18 protein-coding genes are annotated in these 16,602 nt (G+C 60.6%); 11 read left to right on the forward strand and 7 right to left on the reverse strand.

The features are described from left to right. Genes ACMX25_RS16070 through hutG form a run of 4 tightly spaced genes read left to right on the forward strand, consistent with a single transcriptional unit; the run spans nucleotide 1 to nucleotide 4,011 of the window. The gene (locus tag ACMX25_RS16070; protein WP_414950983.1) at nucleotides 1-582 is read left to right on the forward strand and encodes a HutD/Ves family protein; all 582 of its coding nucleotides are present in this window, start codon (nucleotides 1-3) and stop codon (nucleotides 580-582) included. A 1-nt stretch (nucleotide 583) separates the two neighbouring features. Continuing rightward, complete coding sequence (gene hutI, locus ACMX25_RS16075) at nucleotides 584-1,816, forward strand: imidazolonepropionase (RefSeq protein WP_414950984.1); 1,233 nt, start codon at nucleotides 584-586, stop codon at nucleotides 1,814-1,816. After that, nucleotides 1,813-3,198: a formimidoylglutamate deiminase gene (locus ACMX25_RS16080; protein ID WP_414950985.1), complete on the forward strand. Its 1,386-nt coding sequence runs from the start codon at nucleotides 1,813-1,815 to the stop codon at nucleotides 3,196-3,198. Before hutI ends, ACMX25_RS16080 begins: the two co-directional genes overlap by 4 nt. 12 nt (nucleotides 3,199-3,210) lie before the next feature. Next, nucleotides 3,211-4,011 (forward strand): N-formylglutamate deformylase, encoded by an 801-nt coding sequence (hutG, locus tag ACMX25_RS16085; protein ID WP_414950986.1) that lies wholly within the window; start codon nucleotides 3,211-3,213, stop codon nucleotides 4,009-4,011. Between the two features lie 26 nt (nucleotides 4,012-4,037). Here the strand turns inward: hutG and nadB are convergent, their stop codons facing one another. The 4 genes from nadB to radC all read right to left on the reverse strand — a co-directional run bounded on the left by nadB (nucleotide 4,038) and on the right by radC (nucleotide 7,408). After that, nucleotides 4,038-5,636 (reverse strand): L-aspartate oxidase, encoded by a 1,599-nt coding sequence (nadB, locus tag ACMX25_RS16090; protein ID WP_414950987.1) that lies wholly within the window; start codon nucleotides 5,634-5,636, stop codon nucleotides 4,038-4,040. A gap of 243 nt (nucleotides 5,637-5,879) precedes the next feature. Then, nucleotides 5,880-6,047 (reverse strand): 50S ribosomal protein L33, encoded by a 168-nt coding sequence (rpmG, locus tag ACMX25_RS16095; RefSeq protein ID WP_006478046.1) that lies wholly within the window; start codon nucleotides 6,045-6,047, stop codon nucleotides 5,880-5,882. 11 nt (nucleotides 6,048-6,058) lie between these two features. Continuing rightward, on the reverse strand, nucleotides 6,059-6,292 hold the full coding sequence (rpmB, locus tag ACMX25_RS16100; protein WP_031359861.1) for a 50S ribosomal protein L28: 234 nt from the start codon (nucleotides 6,290-6,292) through the stop codon (nucleotides 6,059-6,061). A gap of 339 nt (nucleotides 6,293-6,631) precedes the next feature. Beyond that, entirely contained in the window at nucleotides 6,632-7,408 is a 777-nt protein-coding gene (gene radC / locus ACMX25_RS16105; protein ID WP_414950988.1) for a RadC family protein, read from the reverse strand. 315 nt (nucleotides 7,409-7,723) lie between these two features. Here radC and ACMX25_RS16110 point away from each other — a divergent pair, with 315 nt between their 5' ends. Beyond that, complete coding sequence (locus tag ACMX25_RS16110) at nucleotides 7,724-8,179, forward strand: FKBP-type peptidyl-prolyl cis-trans isomerase (protein ID WP_414950989.1); 456 nt, start codon at nucleotides 7,724-7,726, stop codon at nucleotides 8,177-8,179. Between the two features lie 2 nt (nucleotides 8,180-8,181). Further along, nucleotides 8,182-9,138, forward strand: a complete 957-nt coding sequence (ispH, locus tag ACMX25_RS16115; protein ID WP_299712187.1) for a 4-hydroxy-3-methylbut-2-enyl diphosphate reductase — start codon at nucleotides 8,182-8,184, stop codon at nucleotides 9,136-9,138. A 77-nt stretch (nucleotides 9,139-9,215) separates the two neighbouring features. Here ispH and ACMX25_RS16120 read toward each other — a convergent pair whose 3' ends face one another. Then, nucleotides 9,216-9,578, reverse strand: a complete 363-nt coding sequence (locus tag ACMX25_RS16120) for a hypothetical protein (RefSeq protein WP_414950990.1) — start codon at nucleotides 9,576-9,578, stop codon at nucleotides 9,216-9,218. Nucleotides 9,579-9,628: 50 nt separating this feature from the next. On the opposite strand from ACMX25_RS16120, the gene ACMX25_RS16125 reads away from it, so the two are divergent. The 5 genes from ACMX25_RS16125 (at nucleotide 9,629) to ACMX25_RS16145 (ending at nucleotide 14,788) form a co-directional block, all read left to right on the forward strand. Further along, nucleotides 9,629-10,927 carry a branched-chain amino acid ABC transporter substrate-binding protein gene (locus tag ACMX25_RS16125; RefSeq protein WP_414950991.1) on the forward strand — a complete coding sequence of 433 codons (1,299 nt, stop codon included), beginning with the start codon at nucleotides 9,629-9,631 and terminating at the stop codon, nucleotides 10,925-10,927. 185 nt (nucleotides 10,928-11,112) lie between these two features. Further along, entirely contained in the window at nucleotides 11,113-12,063 is a 951-nt protein-coding gene (locus ACMX25_RS16130) for a branched-chain amino acid ABC transporter permease (RefSeq protein WP_414950993.1), read from the forward strand. A gap of 16 nt (nucleotides 12,064-12,079) precedes the next feature. Next, nucleotides 12,080-13,249: an ABC transporter permease subunit gene (locus ACMX25_RS16135; protein ID WP_414950994.1), complete on the forward strand. Its 1,170-nt coding sequence runs from the start codon at nucleotides 12,080-12,082 to the stop codon at nucleotides 13,247-13,249. Nucleotides 13,250-13,274: 25 nt separating this feature from the next. Further along, nucleotides 13,275-14,051, forward strand: coding sequence for an ABC transporter ATP-binding protein (locus ACMX25_RS16140; protein ID WP_414950996.1), 777 nt, complete (start codon nucleotides 13,275-13,277; stop codon nucleotides 14,049-14,051). A gap of 32 nt (nucleotides 14,052-14,083) precedes the next feature. Further along, nucleotides 14,084-14,788, forward strand: coding sequence for an ABC transporter ATP-binding protein (locus tag ACMX25_RS16145; RefSeq protein WP_097265852.1), 705 nt, complete (start codon nucleotides 14,084-14,086; stop codon nucleotides 14,786-14,788). 74 nt (nucleotides 14,789-14,862) lie between these two features. Here ACMX25_RS16145 and ACMX25_RS16150 read toward each other — a convergent pair whose 3' ends face one another. Together ACMX25_RS16150 and ACMX25_RS16155 are read right to left on the reverse strand one after the other, a co-directional pair. Beyond that, the gene (locus ACMX25_RS16150; protein ID WP_414950997.1) at nucleotides 14,863-15,285 is read right to left on the reverse strand and encodes a GNAT family acetyltransferase; all 423 of its coding nucleotides are present in this window, start codon (nucleotides 15,283-15,285) and stop codon (nucleotides 14,863-14,865) included. Then, nucleotides 15,282-16,466, reverse strand: coding sequence for an acetylornithine transaminase (locus tag ACMX25_RS16155; protein ID WP_414950998.1), 1,185 nt, complete (start codon nucleotides 16,464-16,466; stop codon nucleotides 15,282-15,284). Before ACMX25_RS16155 ends, ACMX25_RS16150 begins: the two co-directional genes overlap by 4 nt. Nucleotides 16,467-16,602: the final 136 nt, after the last annotated feature.

Consider the following 16,602-nt stretch of genomic DNA (forward strand, 5'->3'; position numbering starts at 1 on the left):
ATGGCGGCGGCCTTCAGCATTATTCGCGCGGCCGATTTGAAGGCCGTGCCGTGGAAAAACGGCGGTGGCGCGACGCGCGAGATCGCTGCGTCGCCGCCCGGTGCGGCCTTCGATGCATTCGACTGGCGCGTGAGCGTGGCGGATGTATCGGAGGCGGGGGCGTTCTCGGTGTTCGAGGGCATCGATCGCGTGCTGACGTTGATCGAGGGCACGGAGATGGTGCTCGTCGATGCGGTTGGTCCTCGGCATGTTCTTGCGCGTTGGGATTCACTCGCGTTCGCGGGTGAAACGAAAATAGCGGCGGAGTTGCCGCATGGTCCTACACGCGATTTCAACCTGATGCTGAGGCGCGATCGTGTGTCGGGGAACGTGACGGTGCGGCGTGATGCTGAAGCGTTGAGCGTGGAGCAGGGAAGCGTTGTGCTGGTCTGTGCGCTTGGCGAATTCGCGGTTGATGGCGAGCGTCTGTCCCCGGGCGATGCGCTTGTTTTCGAGGCTGGTGAGCTTTCTTCGTTAAACGTTGAACCGGTTTCGAAAGGCGCGGTTTTGATCGACGCTCGTATCGTTTCAAAGGACCGCTGACATGACCGATAACAGCGTGCAGGTCTGGCGCAACGCGCGTCTCGCGGCGCGTGCCGATCCCGCCGATGTGCTGGAAAACGCGGCAATTGTCGTGCGCGATGGGCGTATCGAATGGTTCGGTGCTGAAGCTGAAATGCCTTCGGCGTTTGCAGAAGCCATCAGCCACGATCTTGAACGGCGTCTTGTCACGCCGGGTCTCGTCGATTGCCACACGCATCTTGTCTACGCGGGAAACCGCGCAGAAGAATTCGCGATGCGGCTTGAAGGCGCAAGTTACGAAGGCATCGCGAAGGCCGGCGGCGGCATTGTGTCGACGGTACGCAACACGCGCGCCGCGAGCGAAGACGAACTCTTTGCGCAATCGCTGCGTCGGCTGGATGCATTGCTTGCCGAAGGCGTGACCGCGCTGGAAATCAAATCGGGTTACGGGCTGGATATTCCCACCGAACGCAAGATGCTGCGCGTCGCACGACGGCTTGCATCGGCGCGGCCGGTTACCATTGCCACAACGTTCCTCGGCGCGCACGCGTTGCCACCGGAATATGCCGGCCGCGCCGATGACTACATCGCCCATGTCTGCGAAGAGATGTTGCCGGCGCTTGCATCGGAAGGATTGGTCGATGCCGTCGATGTCTTCTGCGAGCGCATTGCGTTCACGCTCGAGCAAGCCGAGCGCGTTTTCAACGCGGCATCGACACTGAATCTGCCGGTGAAAATGCACGCCGAGCAGTTGTCGCTGATGGGCGGCGCGGCGCTCGCGGCGAAGCATCACGCGCTGTCTGCCGATCACCTCGAATTCCTCGACGAAGCCGGTGCAGTCGCGATGCGCGAAGCCGGCACCGTCGCCGTGTTGCTGCCGGGTGCGTTCTATTTCATCCGCGAAAAACAGTTACCGCCGATCGACTTGCTGCGGCGCCACGACGTGCCCATAGCGCTTGCGACCGACAGCAATCCGGGGACATCGCCGAGCACGTCGCTGCTGCTTATGCTCAACATGGGCTGCACGTTGTTCCGTTTATCGGTGGCGGAAGTGCTCGCGGGCGTGACGCGTCATGGCGCAAAAGCGCTTGGTCATGCCGATGTGAACGGCGAGATCAGCATCGGCGCGAAGGCGGATTTTGTTGCGTGGGATATCGGCTCGCTGGCGGAGCTGGCGTACTGGACCGGCCTTGATCGCTGCGCGCTGGTCGTGCGCCACGGCGCTGTGACTATCGATAAACGGACTAACCGATGACACGAAATAGCTTGTTCGCCGAGCACGCGCGTTTGCACGATGGCTGGCGTCGCGACGTGCTGCTCGAATGGGACGATCACGGCACGTTGGTCGCCGTGACGCCGGACAGCGCGCAACCGGCCGGCGTAAATAAAGCCAAAGGCCCGGTGCTCGCCGGCATGCCGAATCTCCACTCGCACGCGTTCCAGCGCGCGATGGCGGGGCTCACCGAATATCGTGCAAATCCGACTGACAGTTTCTGGAGCTGGCGCGACCTGATGTACCGGTTTGCCGCGCGCATTTCGCCGGACAGTATTGGCGATATCGCGCGCTGGCTTTACATCGAAATGTTGAAGGCAGGGTACACGTCGGTCTGCGAATTCCACTACGTGCATCACGCGCCCGATGGCGAGCCGTACGCAAATCCTTCGGAGATGGCCGCTCGCGTGGTCGATGCCGCGGCACAAACCGGCATCGGCATGACGATGTTGCCCGTGCTTTATCAATACGGCGGTTTCGGCGAACGTGAGCCAACATCCGGCCAGGCGCGTTTTGTCCATACGCCGGAAAATTTGCTCGACACCCTCGTTTCACTGCGCTCGATGCAGCCCGAAAATGGCAACCTTCGATATGGCGTTGCGCCGCATTCGCTGCGGGCGGTATCGAAGGAGTCGCTGGGCCGCTTGCTCAGCGGACTCGACAACGCATTTCCCGACGCGCCGGTGCACATTCACATCGCTGAACAGACGGCTGAAGTTGATGCCTGTCTCGACACGCTGAAAGCGCGGCCCGTGCGCTGGCTTCTCGATAATTTCGATGTCAACGAACGCTGGTGCCTCGTACACGCCACGCATGTAGACGAGGGCGAAGTCCGCGCAATGGCCGCGAGTCGCGCCGTTGCGGGTTTGTGCCTGACAACCGAAGCCAATCTCGGCGACGGCATTTTTCCCGCGCATGCATATCTCAACGATGGCGGACGTTTTGGGCTCGGCTCGGACAGCCACATAGCAGTCGATTGGCGCTCCGAACTGCGCCTGCTGGAATACGGACAACGGCTGACACGACGCGAGCGCAACGTGCTGGCGTCGAATGAACAAACGCATGTCGCCGATCGTCTCTTCGATGCCGCCACACAAGGCGGCGCCAGCGCCACCGGTCGCGCGGTCGGCGTGCTGGAGACGGGGCGCCGGGCGGACTTCATCGTGCTCGATCCCGACCATCCGGCGATCGCCGGGCATGCGCCGGACGCGTGGTTATCGGGCGTGGTGTTTTGCGAACATGGCGAGACGCCGGTGCTCGATGTGAGCGTCGGCGGGAAGGTCGTGGTTGAGGCGCGCCGGCATCGCGATGAAGGAGAGTCGTTCGGGCGGTATCGAAACACGCTGGCCGGATTGCTCAAATAAAGGACGTAGCCTGTGACCGATCAAGTTTTTACGTTGAAGCGCGGCAGCGCGCCGCTGTTGATTTCAATTCCCCATGCCGGCACGCAGATTCCCGCCGACATAGCCGCCACCATGACGCCGATCGCGCGTGAAGTCGACGACACCGACTGGCATCTCGAACGTCTCTACGCGTTCGCCGTGGAGATGGGGGCGTCGATCCTCGTGCCCGCGAATTCGCGTTACGTGATCGACTTGAACCGTCCGCCCGACGGGGCGAATCTCTATCCGGGACGCGATACGACCGGGCTTTGTCCCGTCGATACTTTCAACAGCGAGCCGTTATATCCTGCGGGCGCTGCGCCTTCGGAAGCCCAGATCGCCAATCGTAGGGAAAAATATTGGCAGCCGTACCACGATGCGCTGACCGAAGAACTGGCGCGTTTGAAAGCAGCGCACGGCAAGGCGTTGTTGTGGGAAGCGCATTCCATCCGTTCGCACGTGCCGCGTTTCTTCGATGGCAAACTGACCGACTTCAACTTCGGCACGGCGGGTGGAGAGAGCGCAGCAGCGGGTCTTGCAGAGAGGCTCGAAGCGCTGGTGGTCAAGCAGGGCGCTTACACGGCGGTGGCGAACGGCCGCTTCAAGGGCGGCTACATCACGCGACATTACGGCGCGCCGCAGGATGGCATTCACGCGGTGCAGCTTGAGTTGTCGCAGGTGACGTATATGGAAGAGACGCGGCCGTATGCCTACGACGAAGCTCGCGCCGCACGTGTCACGCCCTTGATGCGGGAACTGGTGCAATGCGCGCTGGACGCGGTGCGTTCGGCATGACCTGACCGCAATCGACCGCGCGCAGTTTAGATCTCCCGCCGCCTCACAACCGGCGGCGTCAACACAGTTGGCAACGCCTTCGGCAAGGTCTCCGGCCAGTCGCGGCTGAAGTGCAAACCCCGGCTTTCGCGCCGTGAACACGCGCTTTCCACGATCATCGAAGCGACATCAACCAGGTTGCGCAATTCAAGCAAGTCGCGGCTTACCTTGAAGTTCGCGTAGTACTCGTGAATCTCGTCACGAAGCAACGCTATCCGATGCTGCGCGCGTGCAAGCCGTTTATCGGTACGCACGATACCGACGTAATTCCACATCAGCCGCCGCAACTCGTCCCAGTTGTGCGCGACCACGACTTCCTCGTCCGGATCGGAGACGCGGCTTTCATCCCAGGCAGGCAAGGGTGCATGGGCGCCGGCGGCGAAGCCGTCCTCTTCCATGGCTTGCGCTGCTGCCCGCCCGACCACCAGGCACTCGAGCAAAGAGTTGCTCGCCAACCGGTTCGCACCGTGAAGCCCCGTGCACGATGTCTCACCCACGGCATAAAGCCCCGCACGATCGGTGCGGCCGGCCAGGTCCGTGACGACGCCTCCGCAGGTGTAATGCGCGGCGGGCACGACGGGAATCGGCTGTTTCGTGATATCGATACCGAACTCGCGGCAGCGCGCGAGGATGGTAGGGAAGTGCTCCTGAAGGAACACTTCCGGCTGATGGCTGATGTCGAGATACACGCAGTCAATGCCGCGTTTCTTGATCTCGAAGTCGATCGCCCGGGCGACGATGTCGCGTGGTGCAAGCTCAGCGCGTTCGTCGTGGGCGGGCATGAATCGCGTTCCGTCAGGCAGGCGCAGGATGCCGCCTTCGCCACGGACCGCTTCCGAGATCAGGAACGACTTCGCGTACGGGTGGAACAGGCAAGTCGGATGGAACTGGATGAATTCCATGTTCGATACACGGCAGCCGGCGCGCCACGCCATGGCAATGCCATCGCCTGTCGCCGTATCCGGATTGGTGGTGTACAGATATACCTTGCCGGCGCCGCCGGTCGCGAGCACGGTATGCGGCGCCTCAATGGTGACGGTACGTCCACTCGCGAGATCGAGTGCATAAAGCCCATGACAGCGATGCCCGGGCAAGCCGAGCCGCTCGGACGTGATCAGGTCGATGGCGTGATGATCCTCGAGCACCGTGATGTTCGGATGATTGCGCACGCGCTCGTTGAGGGTGGTGACCACGGCGTGACCGGTTGCATCGGCGGCATGAATGATCCGCCGATGGCTATGGCCGCCCTCACGCGTCAGATGAAAACCGAGCTCGGCGGACAGGTCCTTGGTGAACGGCACGCCTTCGCCGATCAGCCATTCGATGGCCGCACGCCCGTTTTCCACGATAAACCGCGTGGCCGCCTCGTCGCACAAGCCGCCGCCGGCAATCAACGTGTCGCGAACGTGGTTGTCGATACTATCGGCGGAGTCGAGTACCGCCGCAATACCACCCTGCGCCCAATCGCTGGCGCCTTCGCTTACGCCACGTTTGGCGAGGATGGCAACGCGCCGCGTGTCCGCCAGATTCAGCGCCACACTCAAGCCTGCCAGTCCGCTACCGATGATTGCCACGTCGAAATTCATCCCGCCACGTCTCCGTTTATAGTTGTCCGCCGCGACTTTACGAATTCACGCCGATGGCATGGGAAAGTCCGGGCAGTAAGGATAACGCGTGTCAGGTCATGCGCTCACTTGGCCGTTTGGTCAGTAGGGCGAACAGGGCGAGCCCGGGCCCAGGCAGACCGAGTGCCAAAAACGACGGCGCAAAAGCAAAAAGCCTCGCGTGAGCGAGGCTTTTTGTAAAACCGTAGCGAAAGAGACCGGATCTTATTTGATCTTGGTTTCTTTGTATTCAACGTGCTTGCGGACAACGGGATCAAACTTCTTGATCGCCATCTTTTCCGGCATGTTGCGCTTGTTCTTCGTGGTCGTATAGAAGTGACCCGTACCTGCGGTCGATTCCAACTTGATCTTGTCGCGTGCGCCCTTGGCCATGTTCGTGCTCCTTAGACTTCGCCACGTGCGCGCAGATCTGCGAGCACGGAGTCGATGCCGTTTTTGTCGATCAGGCGAAGGCCGGCGTTCGAGAGACGCAGACGAACCCAGCGGTTTTCGCTTTCAACGAAGAAGCGGCGATTTTGCAGATTGGGCAGGAAACGACGCTTGGTGCGGTTGTTCGCATGGGAAACGTTGTTGCCGCTCATCGGCCCCTTCCCGGTTACTTGGCATACACGTGCCATGAGAGCACTCCTAATACGCTTTAATTCTGAGTTCGAACGCCAGATACATTTGGGACCGCTTCGGGCTACCGAGAGGTTTGCCCGAAATGATGACCGCGTACGCTCGGAACAGGTTGGTTGAAAGAAGCAAACCGAGATTCTAACCGCAAAAAACCAGCAAAATCAACTCTTTTTGGTACCGGACAAGGTATCCGGTTATCCGGTCCGGTGCAGGTTTCATGCGGTTTTCCGCTTGCGAAGCCCCATTCAGCGCTGGTTTTGCCCAGTTTTGCGGCTGGCTGGCTATTAAATCAGCGCAATCCAGGTTGCGAAGCGGCTTCGGCCGCGCCGCGATTCGCCTTAAGCCGGCATCCATCCTTGTCGCGAAAAAGAGAAAACCTCGTTCGATGCCACCACCAGATGATCCAGCAGCCGGACGTCGATCAGCGCGAGTGAGTCCTGCAGCACCCGCGTCAGCCTGCGGTCGTTGGCGCTCGGCTCGACGCCGCCGGAGGGGTGATTATGCGCGACGATCAGGCTGGCCGCATTTAATGTGAGCGCCCGCCGCACGATTTCCCGCGGATAGACGGCAACACGCGAGATGGATCCCTTCGCCGATTCGTCCACCGTGATCAGGCAATGTTTGATATCGAGAAAGAGGGTCACAAACACTTCGTTGGGCCGCGTGCCGATCAGCCATTTCAAATAGTCTTCCACCGCCTGCGGAGCGTCCAGCAAGGGCCGGTCGCGGGTTTTTTCCGCGAGCGAACGCTGGCATAGCTCGGAGACCGCGAGCAATAGCGCCGCCTTGGCCGGGCCGATACCGCCAAACCTGCGTAATTCCGTCGCGGTCGTGCCCAGCACGCCTCTAATAGATTCGAACCGGATCAGAAGGTCGCGCGCCACGTCAACGGACGTCATGCCCGGGCGGCCGGTATTCAGGAACAGCGCCAGCAACTCGGCGTCCGATAACGTCTGAGCGCCCAGTTTTAACAGGCGTTCCCGCGGACGGTCACGCGCAGGCCAGTCGAGCATGCGCGTGACGGCAGGCGCGATCTGTGCGTGAGGCTCCGCGGCGAGGAGTGCATCGGCGGGATAGGGTGCGTTGTTTAGCACCAGTTCGAGCCGGGCGTTCATGTCACGCTCCGGCTCGCGTGCAACGGCGGGAAGATTGCCGAAATTGGCGGCTGACTGCGCCGTTCCCTGTTGAGCCAAGGCGTTGATGGGAGGGAGGCGACGCGGTCGCACTGTGGCTTACAATGGCGGTTTGGCAATTCCCTGAGCGCCCGTTTGGCGGCTTGCGCCCCGAGGCTGTTGGTTCCGGCGATGCGGCGCCCGTTTGCTGGCCAAGCTTTCGCCATGACGGCGTCCTGTTCGGACGCCCGGCCGTTTATTGGACGGCGGAACCGGTTGAGAAGGTAATTCAGGCTTTTACGGCTACGACGATCAAACATGAGCATCATTGATATTTCCGAGGTGAAACCCGGTTCGCATGTCACGCTTCATTACCGGCTTACGCTTGAGAATGGATCGGACATTGTCAGCACGTTCGCCGACAAGCCCGCTACGCTGTTGTTAGGCGCCGGCCATCTCGCGCCGCCGCTTGAAGACATTCTGCTTGGTCTGAAGGTGGGCCACCACTCGACCTTTCGGCTGATGCCTGGCCAGGCGTTCGGTCAGCGCAATCCTGAAATGCTGCAGTGGGTGTCGCTGGCCACGTTGCGTCAGAACGCGATGATCGGCGAGAATTTTTCTCCCGGTGATCTGGTCGAATTCAATGCGCCGGGCGGTGGCCGCTACGCGGGCGTGCTCAAGGAGGTCGGCGAGACCTCCGCGCTGTTCGATTTCAATCATCCTCTTGCCGGCCAGGCGCTGGCGTTCGAAGTGAAAATCATCGGAATTCTGTAGCCATGAGCTCCACTGACACCCTTCTCGATGTCGAAATTCTCCTCGCTCAGCCGCGCGGTTTCTGTGCCGGTGTCGATCGTGCAATTGAAATCGTGGAGCGGGCCATCGCGCTGTTCGGCGCGCCTATCTACGTACGCCACGAGATCGTGCACAACGCCTATGTGGTCGAGGATTTGCGCAAGAAAGGCGCCGTGTTCATTGAAGACCTGGCCGACGCGCCCGAAGGCAGTACGCTGATTTTCAGCGCGCACGGCGTGTCGAAGGCGGTGCGCTCGGAAGCGGAAACGCGCAAATTGCGCGTGTTCGACGCCACCTGCCCGCTCGTGACCAAGGTGCATATGGAAGTCGCGAAGATGCGCCAGGAAGGCTTCGACATCGTGATGATTGGCCACAAGGGCCATCCCGAAGTGGAAGGCACGATGGGGCAGAGCGGCGAAGGCATGCATCTGGTGGAAGACATTGAGGACGTGGAAGCGCTCGCGCTTGCGGACCCCGACCGGATTGCCTATGTCACGCAAACCACGCTGTCAGTCGACGATGCGTCCGCGATCATCGGTGCATTGAAGTCTAAATATCCGTCGGTGAAAGAGCCGAAGAAGCAGGATATTTGCTACGCCACGCAGAATCGTCAGGACGCGGTGAAGTTTCTCGCGCCTCAATGCGATGTGGTGATCGTGGTGGGCAGCCCGAACAGTTCGAACTCAAGCCGGCTACGCGAAGTCGCTGAAAAGCGCGGCATTCCCGCGTATATGGTTGATTCGCCCACGCAAATCGATCCGAAATGGGTGGAAGGGAAAAAGCGCATTGGCGTGACGGCGGGCGCATCGGCGCCGGAAGTGCTGGCGCAGGCCGTGATCGCGCGCTTGCGGGAGCTGGGCGTGAGAAACGTGCGTCCGCTGGAAGGGATCGAAGAGACGGTTTCCTTTCCGCTGCCGCGTGGGCTGACGCTGCCGGGCTGACAGACCGGTTTCGAAGCGTCGAACGCTGCTCCTTGATAGAGGCGACAACCAAAAATTGTATTAAAGGCCGTTCCAATTCACGTTGGCGCGGCCTTTTCTTTGCCTGCGGCAAAAACGCTGCCGACGCGCCGCAAAAAAATCCCGCCCACACGTGCCCCGCCGAAGCTCGCTACGAGAACCACCGGATTGACCGGCTGATTTTGCACTCGCACCATGAAAGTGCGTTTCCGGAAATTTGCGGCGTCGCCCAGGCCATGCAAAGCATCGGTGTTTACCCACGATGCCAACCGATGGTGCAACTTGCGCACCGACGCGGGGCGCAACCGGGTTGCTCCGAGATGTCCGCCGGAGGCCACGGAGCGGGTTGCAATGGAGGAAAACCCCTGTCGCTGAACAATATTGCACGTCTCAAAAACCGAGTTACAATGCGCGCGTTCCAAGCCGGAAGGGCTGGAAACACCAGCTTTTCAAGGCGCCGGAGACCCACTGAATGCGAATGAAGTTTGGCTTTGCCGTGACCATCGCGGCTGCGGTTGCGATGACAACGGCATGCGGCAAAAAGAGTGATAACGAGCCGGCCGCGGGGGCGTCGGCGGTGTCGGAAGCCTCGGCGGCAGCGTCGTCGAGCGCTGGGGCAAGTGCGCCGGCCGTATCGGGTTCGGAAGCGTCGGCGGCGTCAGTGGCTGCGGCGTCCGCGCCCGCGCCCGCACCGGCCAGCAACGCCACGGTGGTCAAGATCGGCCACGTTGCGCCCGTTAGCGGACCGCTGGCTCATCTCGGGCATGACGACGAAAACGGCGCACGGCTCGCTATCGAAGAAATAAGCGCGCAGGGCCTGACTATTGACGGACACGCGATCCATCTCGAACTGGACACGCAGGACGACGCAGCCGATCCCAAGAAAGGGATCGCGGCGGCGCAGCAACTGGTGGCCGATCACGTGGTGGCGGTCGTCGGTCATTTGAACTCGGGCGTGTCAATTCCAGCATCGAAGATCTATAGCGACGCGAACGTGGCGCAGATCTCCGGCGCGACGACCAACCCGACGTTCACGCAGCAAGGATTCAAAACGACGTTCCGCGTGGTGCCGACGGACGCGCGCCAAGGGCCGGTGCTGGCGACCTACGCGCTGAAGACGTTGCACGCGCGGAAAATCGTGGTCGTCGATGACGCCACGCTCTACGGCCGTGGTCTCGCGAACGAGTTTGCGAAAGCCGTGGTCGCTGGCGGCGGCCACATCACGGGGCACGAAGTTACGACCGACAAAGCGCGCGATTTCAAGGCGATCCTGAACAAGATCAAGCGCAGCCAGCCCGACGCGGTGATGTTCGGCGGCATGGACGTGACCGGCGGACCGTTTGCCAAGCAGGCCGCGGCAATGGGCATCAAGGCAAAGATTCTGGGCGGCGACGGCATGTGTTCCACCGACATCGCCACGCTCGCGGCCGACGCAGCGCCGAACGTGGTGTGCTCGGAACTCGGTACTGACGTGTCGAAACTGGACAAGGGCGGAGATTTCGCGGGGCGCTACGAAGCTCGTTTTCATTTGCCGCTTCAGGGCTATGCGCAGTTCACCTATGACGCGGTGTACGTGATTGTCGATGCCATGAAGCGCGCGAATTCGATTGAAGCGCCAAAGGTGCTTACAGCGATTGCATCGACGGATTTCAACGGCCTGACAGGACACATTGCATTCGATGACAAGGGCGATCTGAAAGGCGGTGGTGCAATCACGCTAATCGATTTCAAGGATAACAAGAAGAACGTCATTGACGTCGTTACGCCGTAAACCTGTGCTGCAGCGCCGTGAGGCGAATGCACATTTGGTTGAGCAACCCCTCGATACGTAGTTACTTTCGGACGTTTTAGAGTTTTTTTTCAATTACGCGCGGTGCGGTTGCGTTTTTTTCTTCCCTTCGGTTTATCGGCCAGCGATAAAGCGTAAATCTAGTCGCACGGGCTAAGGAGCCTTCAATGGATATCTTCATCCAGCAGATTATCAACGGGCTGGTGCTTGGCAGCGTCTACGCCATCATCGCGTTGGGTTACACGATGGTGTACGGGATTCTCGGCATCATCAACTTTGCACACGGGGACGTGCTGATGGTCGGCGCCATGGTCGCGCTGTCCGCCATCGGCGTCATGCAGAACCACTTTCCAGGATTGCCGTTATCGCTGGTATTGGTCATCGCGCTGCTGGTCGCCGCAGTCGTCTGTGCGCTGGTCGGCTACACCATCGAACGCGTGGCTTACCGGCCTTTGCGCCGCGCGCCGCGTCTGGCTCCCTTGATTACAGCGATCGGCGTATCGATTCTTCTCCAGACCATCGCCATGATGATCTGGGGCCGTAATCCGCTGGCCTTCCCGCAGCTGCTGCCAACCGATCCGATCAACGTGATCACCGCCACAGCCGATCGTCCGGGCGCCGTGATTTCGATGACGGAAATCGTGATCATCGTGGTGGCGTTCATCGTGATGGGCGGCCTGCTGCTGCTCGTGCACAAGACGAAACTCGGCCGCGCGATGCGCGCCATTGCCGAGAACCCGGGCGTCGCCAGCCTGATGGGGGTCAACCCTAATTTCGTGATCTCGGCGACCTTCATGATCGGCTCCGCGCTCGCAGCGCTCGCCGGTGTGATGATCGCCTCCGAATACGGCAATGCGCACTTCTACATGGGCTTCATCCCCGGGTTGAAGGCGTTCACGGCGGCGGTGCTGGGAGGGATCGGCAACCTGGGCGGCGCAATGGTCGGCGGCGTGCTGCTCGGCCTGATCGAACAGCTCGGTGCCGGGTATATCGGCAATTTGACCGGTGGCGTGTTCGGCAGTAACTACCAGGACGTGTTCGCGTTCATCGTGCTGATCATCGTGCTGGTGTTCCGTCCGTCCGGCTTGCTCGGCGAACGTGTCGCAGATCGCGCTTAAAACAGGGAGACCAAGCATGACTTCAATTCAACCGATCGAGCCGTCGACCACGCTCATCCCTGAAAAAAAGACCGCGAAGAACTACGCCGTCACGGTGCTGGTGACCGCGCTCGTGATCCTCGCGCCCATGCTGATCGGCGCGGCCGGCGGCAACTACTGGGTCCGCGTGCTCGACTTCGCGATGCTGTACGTGATGCTGGCACTCGGCCTTAACGTGGTGGTGGGTTTTGCCGGGCTGCTGGACTTGGGCTACATCGCGTTTTATGCGGTGGGCGCTTACGTGGCTGCGTTGCTGTCGTCGCCACAACTGACCACGCAGTTCGAGTGGATCGCGCACCTGTTTCCCAATGGCCTGCACACGCCGTTCTGGATCATCGTGCCGTGCGCGATGGCGCTGGCGGCCACCTTCGGCGTGTTGCTCGGTGCACCAACGTTGCGTCTGCGCGGAGATTACCTCGCTATCGTGACCTTGGGCTTCGGGGAAATCGTCCGGATCTTCATGAACAACCTGGATCGTCCGGTCAACATCACGAATGGCCCGAAGGGGATTACCGGGGTGGATCCGGTGTCGCTGTTCGGCTTCGATTTATCGAAGTCCCATTCGTTGTTCGGGTTCAACTTCCCCTCGGTCTACAACTATTACTACCTGTTCGTGCTGTGCTCGCTGTTCGTGATCTTCGTGTGCGTACGCTTGCAGCATTCGCGTATTGGCCGCGCGTGGGCCGCGATCCGCGAAGACGAAATCGCCGCCAAGGCGATGGGCATCAACACCCGTAATGTGAAATTGCTGGCCTTCGCGATGGGTGCGTCGTTCGGCGGTTTGTCGGGCGCGATGTTCGGTACGTTCCAGGGATTCGTCTCGCCGGAATCGTTCACGTTCTGGGAATCCATCGTGGTGCTGGCCTGCGTGGTGCTCGGCGGCATGGGCCACATTCCGGGCGTGATCCTGGGCGCGGTGCTGCTGGCCGTGTTCCCCGAATTCCTGCGCTCGACCATGGGTCCGCTGCAGAACTTCATCTTCGGTCACCAGATCGTGGACACCGAAGTCATCCGCCAGTTGCTCTACGGTCTCGCGATGGTGCTGATCATGCTGTATCGCTCGGAAGGCCTGTGGCCGTCTCCGAAACATGAAGACAAGATCGCGAAGATTGCGAAGCGCGCTGGCAAGAAGCCGGTTCGCGCCTGAGCCCCGATAGAGCGGAGAAAAAACAATGAGCGATAAACCCATTCGACTGTCCGTGAAGGGCGTGAACAAGCGCTTCGGCGGCTTGCAGGCATTGGCCGAAGTTGGCCTGGAAATCAGGGAAGGCGAAATCTACGGCCTGATCGGCCCGAACGGCGCAGGCAAGACCACGTTCTTCAACGTGATCACGGGTCTGTACACACCGGATTCGGGTACGTTCGTGCTCGACGGTACGCCGTACACGCCGACCGCCGTGCATCAGGTGGCGAAGGCGGGCATTGCGCGTACGTTCCAGAACATTCGTCTCTTCGGCGGCATGACGGCGCTGGAGAACGTGATGGTCGGGCGCCACGTGCGCACGAAGCACGGGCTGATCGGCGCGGTGTTGCAGACGCCGTCCGAGCGTCGTGAAGAGAAGGAAATCAAGGAGCGTGCGCTGGAGTTGCTGGAGTACGTGGGCGTGCTGCAATACGCGGACTACACGTCGCGCAACTTGTCGTACGGACACCAGCGCCGTCTGGAAATTGCGCGTGCGCTGGCCACCGATCCGAAGCTGCTCGCACTCGATGAACCCGCCGCCGGGATGAACGCGACGGAGAAGGTCGAGCTCACGCGCCTGCTCGACAAGATTCGCAGCGACGGCCGCACGATCCTCTTGATCGAACACGATGTGAAACTGGTGATGGGATTGTGCAACCGGATGACGGTGCTCGATTACGGCAAGGTGATCGCCGAGGGTCTGCCGCAGGACGTGCAGAAGGATCCGAAGGTGATCGAGGCTTATCTCGGGGCAGGGGTTCACTGATGGCTACGACGAATGGCGCCAACGGCGCAGCAATGCTGAAGATCAAGGGACTGCAGGTCAGCTATGGCGGCATTCACGCCGTCAAGGGCGTGGACCTGGAAGTGGGCAAGGGCGAACTCGTGACGCTGATCGGCGCGAACGGCGCAGGCAAGACGACCACGATGAAAGCCATCACGGGCCTGAAGGCGTATTCGGCGGGTGACATTGAATATATGGGCGAGTCGATCAAGGGTGTGCCGTCGCATGAATTGCTCAAGCGCGGCCTCGCGATGGTGCCGGAAGGACGCGGTATTTTTGCGCGCATGTCGATTCTTGAAAACATGCAGATGGGCGCGTACTTGCGCAACGACAAGGACGAGATCGACAAGGACACCGACCGCATGTTCGGCTTCTTCCCGCGGCTGAAAGAGCGGGCGTCGCAGTATGCGGGCACGTTGTCGGGCGGTGAGCAGCAGATGCTGGCCATGGCGCGTGCGCTGTTGTCGCGGCCGAAGTTGTTGCTGCTCGACGAACCGTCGATGGGTCTCTCGCCAATAATGGTCGAGAAGATCTTCGAAGTGGTGCGCGAGATTTCGGGCGAAGGACTGACGGTGCTGCTGGTTGAGCAGAACGCGCGGCTGGCGTTGCAGGCGGCGAATCGCGGGTATGTGATGGATTCGGGTCTGGTCACCATGTCGGGTGACGCGAAGACCATGCTGGACGATCCAAAGGTGCGGGCTGCTTACTTGGGTGAGTAGGATCGTAGATTGATGAATGAAGAAGCCGCATGCCTTTGAAGAAGGGCATGCGGCTTTTTCAGTTTAATGCGTGATCAAAGCCGCTTGCCGAAGCTCACCACTTCATCCATCTGATAACCGAGCTTCGCGTAAAACGCCTTCGTTTCAGGCTTGTTCGCCATGATCTGCAGATTCAGCTTCGGACACCCGATAGCGGCAAGCGCGCGTTCCGCGTGCTCGACCAGCGCGCGGGCATAACCGTTACCGCGTTGATCCTCGGCGACCGCGAGCGAATACATCCATCCGCGGTGCCCGTCGTAACCCACCATCACCGTTCCGATCAGACGCTCTTCCAGCATGCCGACGAAGAAAAACTCCGGCTGCATGGCGAGCTTGTTTCGAATCGATAAACGCGGATCACGCTGTGGTTTGCCAGGCGCGGCGTATTCCGGAAACGCTTGTGCCCAGAGCGCGAGCACGTCCTGCGTGTCGCGCTCATCGAAGACCCGGATAATCACAGCGCGTCCAGCACGGAACGGAGCATCGACATCATCTGGTCGATCTCGTCCTTCGTCACGTTCAGCGCAGGCATGAAGCGCAAGAGGTTCGGGCGCGCGGCGTTCAGCAGCAAACCGTCCGGTCCCATGTCACGTGCCATTTCGACAATCTTCGGACCGTTGTCGTTATTGAGCAGCAACGCGCGCAACAAACCTTCGCCACGTTCACCGTTGAAACCGCGCTCTTCCGATAGCTGCAACAACTGCGCCTTCAGGTATTCGCCACGCTCGCGCACGCCTTCGAGGAAGCCCGGCGCGGTCAGTTGCGAAATCACCGAGAAGCCTGCTGCTGTCATCAGCGGATTGCCGTTGTACGTGCCGCCCTGGTCACCGGGTTCGAAGCACGCCACTTCCTTGGTCGAGAGCAACGCGGCCAGCGGCACGCCGCCGCCAATGCCCTTGCCGAGGGTCATGATGTCCGGTTCCACGTCCGACAATTCATACGCGAACAAAGTGCCGGCGCGGCCGCAGCCGCTTTGCACTTCATCGACGATCATCAGCAGGTTGTGTTTCTTCGTCAGCGCGCGCAATGCCTGCATGAACTCGCGTGTGGCCGGGATCACGCCGCCTTCGCCCTGGATAGGTTCGAGCATCACGCCGACGGTTTTATCGGTGATGAGTTTTTCCACCGACGCGATGTCGTTCAGGTCAGCCTTCGGGAAGCCCGGCACTTGCGGTGCATAGATGGTGTCCCAGCCCGGCTTGCCGCTCGCCGACATGGTCGCCAGCGTCCGGCCGTGGAAGCTGTGATCGAACGTGATGATCTCGTACGCACCGCCCTTGAATTTCTTGCCCCACTTGCGCGCGAGCTTGATCGCGCCTTCATTGGCTTCGGCGCCGCTGTTGGCGAAGAACACCTTGTCGAAGCAGCTATTCGCGGTGAGCAAACCGGCGAGCTGGGCCATCGGCGCGTTGTAGAACGCCGGCGACGGATTGATGAGCGTGCGCGCCTGTTTGTCCATGGCTTCGATCATGCCGTCGTTGCAATGACCCAGACTATTCACCGCCCAGCCCTGGATGAAGTCGAGGTATCGCTTCTCGTTGTTGTCGTAGAGCCAGGAACCCTTGCCGTGCGTGAACACGATCTCAGGACGGTTCGTGATGAACATCAGCGATTCGACGGGATACTCTTGGAAATTCATGACGGCGGGCTCCACGAAAACAGCAAGTAAAAAAAGCGGCGAGATAAAAAACCGAACCCACAATGCAAAAAGCCACGGAATTCCGTGGCTTCATAGTGGCGAAGTGTGCGCTGGTTCGAAAACTCAAGCGCCAATC

Source organism: Caballeronia eucalypticola, from assembly GCF_047608185.1.
In the GTDB taxonomy this organism is placed as follows: Bacteria; Pseudomonadota; Gammaproteobacteria; order Burkholderiales; family Burkholderiaceae; genus Caballeronia.

Bases quoted from the DNA above. Each gene is read 5' to 3' on its own strand.
- hutI (WP_414950984.1), top strand. From the start codon at position 584: ATGACCGATAACAGCGTGCAGGTCTGGCGCAACGCGCGTCTCGCGGCG.
- ACMX25_RS16155 (WP_414950998.1), bottom strand. From the start codon at position 16,466: ATGAATTTCCAAGAGTATCCCGTCGAATCGCTGATGTTCATCACGAAC.
- ACMX25_RS16080 (WP_414950985.1), top strand. From the start codon at position 1,813: ATGACACGAAATAGCTTGTTCGCCGAGCACGCGCGTTTGCACGATGGC.
- ACMX25_RS16135 (WP_414950994.1), top strand. From the start codon at position 12,080: ATGACTTCAATTCAACCGATCGAGCCGTCGACCACGCTCATCCCTGAA.
- ACMX25_RS16110 (WP_414950989.1), top strand. From the start codon at position 7,724: ATGAGCATCATTGATATTTCCGAGGTGAAACCCGGTTCGCATGTCACG.
- radC (WP_414950988.1), bottom strand. From the start codon at position 7,408: ATGAACGCCCGGCTCGAACTGGTGCTAAACAACGCACCCTATCCCGCC.
- ACMX25_RS16145 (WP_097265852.1), top strand. From the start codon at position 14,084: ATGCTGAAGATCAAGGGACTGCAGGTCAGCTATGGCGGCATTCACGCC.
- ACMX25_RS16070 (WP_414950983.1), top strand. From the start codon at position 1: ATGGCGGCGGCCTTCAGCATTATTCGCGCGGCCGATTTGAAGGCCGTG.
- nadB (WP_414950987.1), bottom strand. From the start codon at position 5,636: ATGAATTTCGACGTGGCAATCATCGGTAGCGGACTGGCAGGCTTGAGT.
- ispH (WP_299712187.1), top strand. From the start codon at position 8,182: ATGAGCTCCACTGACACCCTTCTCGATGTCGAAATTCTCCTCGCTCAG.
- ACMX25_RS16140 (WP_414950996.1), top strand. From the start codon at position 13,275: ATGAGCGATAAACCCATTCGACTGTCCGTGAAGGGCGTGAACAAGCGC.
- rpmG (WP_006478046.1), bottom strand. From the start codon at position 6,047: ATGGCCAAGGGCGCACGCGACAAGATCAAGTTGGAATCGACCGCAGGT.
- ACMX25_RS16130 (WP_414950993.1), top strand. From the start codon at position 11,113: ATGGATATCTTCATCCAGCAGATTATCAACGGGCTGGTGCTTGGCAGC.
- ACMX25_RS16125 (WP_414950991.1), top strand. From the start codon at position 9,629: ATGCGAATGAAGTTTGGCTTTGCCGTGACCATCGCGGCTGCGGTTGCG.
- rpmB (WP_031359861.1), bottom strand. From the start codon at position 6,292: ATGGCACGTGTATGCCAAGTAACCGGGAAGGGGCCGATGAGCGGCAAC.